Source organism: Okeania sp. SIO3B5, from assembly GCF_010692555.1.
Lineage (GTDB): Bacteria > Cyanobacteriota > Cyanobacteriia > Cyanobacteriales > Microcoleaceae > Okeania.
The window spans coordinates 1-7,182 of the sequence record NZ_JAAHHG010000508.1; the positions used below are offsets into that span (position 1 = coordinate 1).

Here is a 7,182-nt window from a genome sequence, read left to right on the forward strand (position 1 = left end):
TCCAGAATTCAGAAGAAAATAGTAGTGGTGATAATTGAGTATTTATACTTAATACTTTCCTGATAATTTGATTCTCGATCCAGGTCAATGAAGATAATTTATACCGTATAAATACTGAATCAAGATGTTTTTTTATACTACTTTTAATGTTACAAATTGACGTGCGGAATGTGGGCTAAAAGCATTGACATATAGAGCTAGAGCGCATTTTTTAGTAAAAAAAAGTCCAAGCTTAATGGTCGTAATGGTTCAAAAAATTAGCATTTTAGGCGCATAGTTGCGCAGAATAATCAAGGGATTATTCTTCCTCCTACCTCCTCTATAATTCCTATTTCTCCTGTCTTCTGTCTCCTGTCTCCTGTCTCCTACCCCGACTAAAAGACTTTTTCAGCAAACCCTACTTAAATCAATTTGGTATAAAACTCCATCAAATTTTTCCCTCTGCCTTCTGCCTTCTGCCTTCATTGATAGATGAAACTTTCTGATTATAGCTGTATCATAAAAGAAAATGTAAAGAAATGTAAAGAGAGAGTTAATGCAGGACAAAGTTGTTGTGATTGTAGGTGCTACTGGTGGTATAGGTTCCGTAGTGGCAGAGAAACTCGCAAATTCTGGTGCTAGCTTAGTCTTAGCTGCCAGAGATAGCAGTAGATTGAATAGTTTAGCCACTCAACTATCTACTACCGAGACTATTACTATACCAACAAATATTACCAACCCAGAGGAAGTAGAAACTCTGATGGAAAAAACGGCCAACCATTTTGGCAAAATTGATGTGTTAATCAATGCTGCAGGAGCAGGTATTCTCAAACAATGGAACAAAATTGAACCTGCTGACCTAGATATTATGCTTGACCTGAATTTGAAAGGTAGCTTTTATACTTGTCAAGCTGCTGCCAATGTAATGAAAGGACAAAAATCAGGCCATATCTGCAATGTTATTGGTATTCTCGGCAAACATTCAATGGCCATGGGGACTGTATATTGTGCTTCTAAGTTTGGTTTGGTAGGTTTAAGTAAATGTATGGCTGATGAGTTACGACGCTATGGCATAAAAGTGACTCTTTTCTATTTCGGAGGAGTGAATACACCTTTCTGGGATAATGTTAGTTTAAAGGTCGATCGCTCAAAAATGCTCAGTTCAGAAACTGCTGCTGATGCAATCATGTTTGCTCTCAATGCAGAACCCCAAGCTGTACCAATGGAAATTAATATTCAGCCAGACAGTCATTTATTTTTCTAAAGCAGAAGTTAGACATTTTTCCAACAAAAACACTATATATACCATAGTGCTATAGTTTTTATTTACTAATTTACTATATGTAGTGTCTTTGCTTAAGTCCTGTAAAGAAAAGAATTTAGGCTCATCATTCATTAATTGATAATGGATAATGGATAATTACCTCTGGTTAAAACCGTTCTTGATTGAAAATAAGGAAATATTATTTCTCCTTAAAAGGGGAGGCTTTAAACCAGAATTATTTAATTATTAATTATTAATTATTAATTATTAATTATTCGGTAATAAAGGTTGGTTATGGAATTCGATCACATTCACTTCTACGTTGAAAATGCAATAAAGTCACGAGATTGGTTTATTGAAAAATTAGGCTTTAAAGCGATCGCCTCTCAAACCACTCAAGATACTCATAAGGAAATTATCAACAGAGGTCGAGTATATTTTGCCCTATCCTCTCCCATCACATCAGAAAATTTTGTTGCTGATTTTCTCAGCATACATCCTCCCGGAGTAGGTGATGTTGCTTTTCGGGTTCGAGACCTTAACTCAGTTGTGGCCAAAGCAGCAGCAAATGGAGCAGAAGTTTTGCAACCTATTCAGCAAGACTCACAGGGTTTAAGATGGGCCAAAATTTCTGGATGGGGAGATATAAGTCATACTCTAGTTGAAAAAATTGATGATGCACAAATTTTACATCCTACTTCTCAACTCCCTACAGATATTGTAGCTATTGACCATGTAGTTTTAAATGTGGCTGAGGATAATTTACAATCTGCTCTCGACTGGTATCATCAAATTCTAGAATTCCAACCCCAGCAGAGCTTTGAAATTCAGACAGATAAATCTGCTTTACGCAGTCAAGTGATGGTTGATCCAGATGGTGGTGTGAAATTTCCTATTAATGAACCTGCATCTGCTAATTCTCAAGTTCAAGAATTTTTGGATGCTAATCATGGTGCGGGGATACAACATATTGCTTTACGGACAGAGAATATTTTGGAGGTGGTAGGAAATTTGCGATCGCGTGGTTTGGGTTTTTTGCGAGTTCCAGCAACATATTACTCTCAACTGCAAACAAAAGCGCTAGGTTATTTACCGGAAGTAGACTGGCAAAAAGTTCAAGATTATCAAATTTTGCTAGACTGGCAGGAAATGAGACAGGAAGCAATGTTACTGCAAATTTTCACCAAACCCATTTTTCCTCAACCAACTATATTTTTTGAGTTTATCGAACGCAGGGTTACTTGGGTGAATGGTAAACAAATGCAAGCTCAAGGTTTTGGTGAAGGAAATTTTCTAGCCTTATTTGAAGCTATAGAAAGAGAGCAAATGAAGCGAGGTAGTTTGGGCAAAAATTAAGAGTATTTGGACTAAAGTACCTTAGCTAATTAGGGTTTGCGTATGGAAAGTTTTTTTGATGGGGTAGGAGACAGGAGACAGGAGACAGGAGACAGGAGACAGGATAAATGGGAATGGAAGAACCAATATGCCATGACAACTATGTAGGTAAACGAGTCAAGCGTGGCTTATTTAGAAGTGGAACTGATATAGTCATTAATGCCGATGTTAATGGCAGTCTTCAGATATAAGATAAGAAATTCCCAGAAGCATTTACAGCCGAGGGAATAGTGAGCTGTGCCGAGAGCGCCTGTATTGGTTAATCCAATATCAAGATAAAAGCTCAGATCGATTTTCTACAGTTTTTTTCGTACGGTATAAGATCAAATCCGGTACTAAATGCCCTCACAATCAATAGCTTAAAACCCTGATTATTACCTTATTTGATCTATGTGCAATTAGGCGGATTTGATATAAAACCCTATCCAATTGTTCCTTCTGCCCTCTGCCCTATGCCCTCAGCATAGCTGCCTTTGTTTATTGACAGTGCTTTAATAAAAAGTTATATTAGATCAAATAACAAAATTCATCGTTCATCTTTCCCACAGTGTAAATTGGCTGATTAACCAAGAGCTTGAGGAAGACGGAAGTAGGGGTTAGAAATAAAAACTTACTTAAATCCTTATTTTCAACAAGGTTCTAGAAAAAGCTTCAATCTTGCACGGGTTATTTTGAGTAAGTTCAGCAAAATCATCTATCCCGAAGGAACGTACTACTATTATTTGAGGTAGTTGTAATGATTTCGACTTCATTGATGAGTCTCATCATTTGTTTCTTTGCCGTTTATATTTATGCCAATACTACTGAAGAGATTGTTAAGATTGTCACAGTAGGGATAGCATTACTTTGTCTATTTTTGAGTATTGTTTTTGCTCCTTGGACAATTGTTTTAACCTTGGTTATATCCTTAGTGTTTTTTCAATTTCCATTGTTAAAATATTAAGGAAGGATAATATATAGCATCCTAATTTCAATTTCATCAAATAACAAACTAAAAAATAAATCCACTTCTTCATTTGAGGTGGATTTTTTTGATTTCAGCCACCAACAACTTGAAAAGTCTTGTGTTTATTATATCATATCATGTCCGGTTGAATAATTAGACTTTGGTGTACAGAAGGCAGCGGGAGCTGGAGGCAGGAGGCAGAAGGTTTTCTCAAGAGTGTCACCTTAATCCTATACACAAACGATGTTACCGGACATGATATGATCAGGACTTACGCAAGGACGCTATATATAGCGTTACTAATTTAGGCGATCGCTTAAAAATTATAGCGATCGCCTCAAGACAAGTACCATTGTTAAAACAAGGTTAAAAAACACCTAGAAAATAAAAATAGCCTTGAATTTTATTGTGGGCTTCTTCAATTCTTTCCTCAGATAATCTGAGAGTAATTCATGCTTGATTTTATAGATAGTTTTTCCTAGTTTTACTGCCAATCTTTTTAAAAAATTCCAGACTAACATAGCACAGGCTATATGATTTTTCTGAATTTGACTGAGACGACCCAATCCAAAACTCTATACCTGTTAGTTGCTTAATTTCCCTGTGAAACTCTTCGATTTTCCATCTAGTTTGAGACTTCATATCTACAGCATAAATACGAAGATTGACCTAAGTCATTAGTTGCAATATATTCTGTCCTGTTGGTAGAAACAGTTGCCCGTATGGAGTTTGACTTTCTTATCTCTGGGAAATCCTTTAATTTTAATTATTTTACCTGATATTTTTTCTGATTCATTCCAACTTAATTCTCCAATATTTTTATATTTCTCTACACCTCCAGTATCATCTACGCTCTGGATTTATTTTTAAGGGGCAGTAATAAATTTTTCCTAAGTTGTCTACTAATCCCATTAATCTTTGTGTGGCATACCAACTATCCATTAATACTGTTTTAAATGGTAATTTCTTTTTGTTTAGCACATTTAATATCATTTCTTCAACATGATCTATCTTAGTTTTTTTGTCACTATCTGGGTCATAAATTCGATAATCTATTATCCGCGCATTGCTCGACTTTGGGATTAAAATATACAGGACTTACGCAATGACAACAAATATAGTGTTTCGCTCAGTTACGCTACCGCTAACACACCCTACTGGACTGACACGCCTTAAATGGTTCATTAGATTCAATTCAAAAGTCAAAAGTCATGCATTCAAAAGTAAGAATTTTCAAGTTAAAAGCTAATGCACAGTTTTAGATGTGTCAGTCTACTACTAGCGCGTCAAGCTTGAAATAGTGTTTTAGGAAAATCCTCCAAACCTTAGTCATAGCAAGAATTATACTCAAAAATTTAATACACCATTTTCAGCTTGACGCGCCACTACCCATAGCGTTAATGCGTAAGTCCTGACTTTATTAATACAATTGATTCAACCATTGATCGACATCAATGGCTAGCTTCTTACCTAATTGTAATAACTTGTTAATTTGAGGCAATTCCCAAGCTTCCCCTTCCTCTGCGCCATTAGTTTGTATTTCAGGATTATTTCGTCTTTGAATATAATCTAAACATAGAGGCACAACATGATTATCTAGAGATTGGAAATAAATCTCCTGAGCATTAGTTAAAGATAAACCTAGATTTAGTTGATCGCCTACTTCAATAATTCGTTCTAAGTTATAGATATCTTCCTCTACATTATGATGCTCGCGATCGTACAAAATATGCCGGAGCGAACTAACAATTAACCTTTCTAAAGCTTCCTTAACTTCGAGGTTGTGGAACCGACATTGCTGATCATTCACCTCAGTAGCAAGTGCTTCCAACTCGGCTAAATAACTAACACTCAATTTCCCATCACTGCTTTCCCTTTCTAGTCCTCTCGTACTCGTCAATAATCGATGATTCAATGCCACCTCAGTAGCTACCTGCAACTCCTGAGGCACAGGTAAATTATCTCGGCGGAAAGCCATCATTATGCTATAATTATCGCGATAAACTTGGCTATATAATTGATCCAAGCAATTTAGAGTTTCCTGACTCAGTAACCCCATGATCCGTTGACGTTCCTCTGCAAACAGGTCTCCTAAGCTAAATGAACGTTCTCCAAATAACTCAGTCATAGTCACGATCGCATTTGCCACACTGGCTTTTTGAAAAGCATCAAATAACTTTTGTTTCAGCTCAGTATAAACCCTGCGTCCGTTAAACGATCGGATACAGCAATGGAAATCCCATCCTCCTAAATGCAGTACTGCAAAAATAAAATCTTTACGTTCTAACGTAACTTCTGAAACTAATTGCAATTGGCCTACTGCTAGGCTGAGATTACCCATACGTCGCATTTGATAATCATGTTGTTTGGCGTTATAGCAGTAAATTCGTTGTTCGCGAGTATAAGTAGTAAACAAAGAATTAATGGCGTAGTGAGCTGCTACTTGCTCTAAGCTAATTTTAGCTGTACTAACTAATTGTCGATAAACTTCATCACCTGTTTTGAACAACTCTACATTACTGGGTGCCAAAGCAAGTCGCCCGATAAATTCTTTTTCTAGCTGTACTCCTGATACATCCTCTGCTAATTCTATTCCTCTCGCTGCATAACGTAAAATTTGAGTCCCTTCTGGTCGGGATATTTCATCAAAAAACCAGCCACAACTTGTGAACATTAATAAAGAATTTCTTTGCATTTCTAGTAAACGCAAAGCATCTACTTTTTCTATTTCTGTAAGTTCGTGGGTTTGATGTTTAGATAAGAAATCATTAATATTAGCAATAGAGCGGTCAAGAATTACTTTAATGTATTCATCTCGTGCTGCCCAAACATTGTTGAAGAAGTGACTACCAAAATCTTCGTAAATGCCAACAAATCGATCCCGTAGCCAATTTAGTGAATCTCGTAACGGTCTCCGCCATTTTTGATTCCATGTGCCTCCACCACCGCAACCACAATCATCTTGCCAACGGTCAACACCATGAGAACAACTCCAAGCTGTTACTGGTTTTAATACAACTTCCCAAGTAGGGGAACTAATGCTGAGATAATGAGCAAAGTTGGTAACTGTCCAGTCTCGCTGAGGAAATTCTCCTAAGAAGGCATAGGCAAGGCATTTTTCTGTACCCCCTTTGTGATGACCGAATGTTTCGCCGTCAGTGGCAACAGAAATTAATTGGGAAGGTCGGTGGTCTCCCCGCACAGCTTGGCCTAATCGTCCGGCAAAGTTATGGGAACTATTCAGGACATCGTTGAAGCCCATATCTCTTGATATTGGACCATCATAGAAGAAGATGTCAATGTATGGGGTTTCTGTGGAGTTATCGCTGTTATTTGGTAAGAAACAACGATAAGGACGGGTGGGATCAATTTGACTGCCACCTACTTCTACCCATTCGGGATCAGGGTTGTCTGTGCTGGGTAAAGGACGACAACGTTGTGCTTGGGAAGGTGCTAAAATGATAAAACGAATTCCTTCATCTACTAAGACTTCTAGGGTGGGATAGTCTATTGCTGTTTCTGCTAACCACATTCCTTCTGGATCGCGACCAAACCTGGAGCGGAAGTCTTCTTTACCCCATCGAATTTGAGTGTATTT

General features: G+C 37.3%; 4 protein-coding genes, 1 pseudogene and 1 riboswitch. Of the genes and pseudogenes, 3 read left to right on the forward strand and 2 right to left on the reverse strand.

Translation table 11 applies throughout. From position 1 onward, the window contains the following. Window positions 1–535: 535 nt before the first annotated feature. The 3 genes from F6K54_RS36815 to F6K54_RS36825 all read left to right on the forward strand — a co-directional run bounded on the left by F6K54_RS36815 (window position 536) and on the right by F6K54_RS36825 (window position 3,581). Window positions 536–1,243, forward strand: coding sequence for an SDR family oxidoreductase (locus F6K54_RS36815; RefSeq protein WP_293088873.1), 708 nt, complete (start codon window positions 536–538; stop codon window positions 1,241–1,243). A gap of 294 nt (window positions 1,244–1,537) precedes the next feature. Next, complete coding sequence (gene hppD, locus F6K54_RS36820; protein WP_293088875.1) at window positions 1,538–2,599, forward strand: 4-hydroxyphenylpyruvate dioxygenase; 1,062 nt, start codon at window positions 1,538–1,540, stop codon at window positions 2,597–2,599. Between the two features lie 567 nt (window positions 2,600–3,166). Beyond that, window positions 3,167–3,352, forward strand: a riboswitch (Glutamine riboswitch). Between the two features lie 22 nt (window positions 3,353–3,374). Next, window positions 3,375–3,581, forward strand: coding sequence for a hypothetical protein (locus tag F6K54_RS36825; RefSeq protein ID WP_293088877.1), 207 nt, complete (start codon window positions 3,375–3,377; stop codon window positions 3,579–3,581). 380 nt (window positions 3,582–3,961) lie between these two features. Here F6K54_RS36825 and F6K54_RS36830 read toward each other — a convergent pair. Beyond that, a pseudogene (locus F6K54_RS36830) lies at window positions 3,962–4,643 on the reverse strand (IS701 family transposase); the annotation flags it as partial. A gap of 361 nt (window positions 4,644–5,004) precedes the next feature. Beyond that, window positions 5,005–7,182: DUF3536 domain-containing protein (locus F6K54_RS36835; RefSeq protein ID WP_293088879.1), on the reverse strand; the 2,178-nt coding region annotated here is incomplete at its 5' end.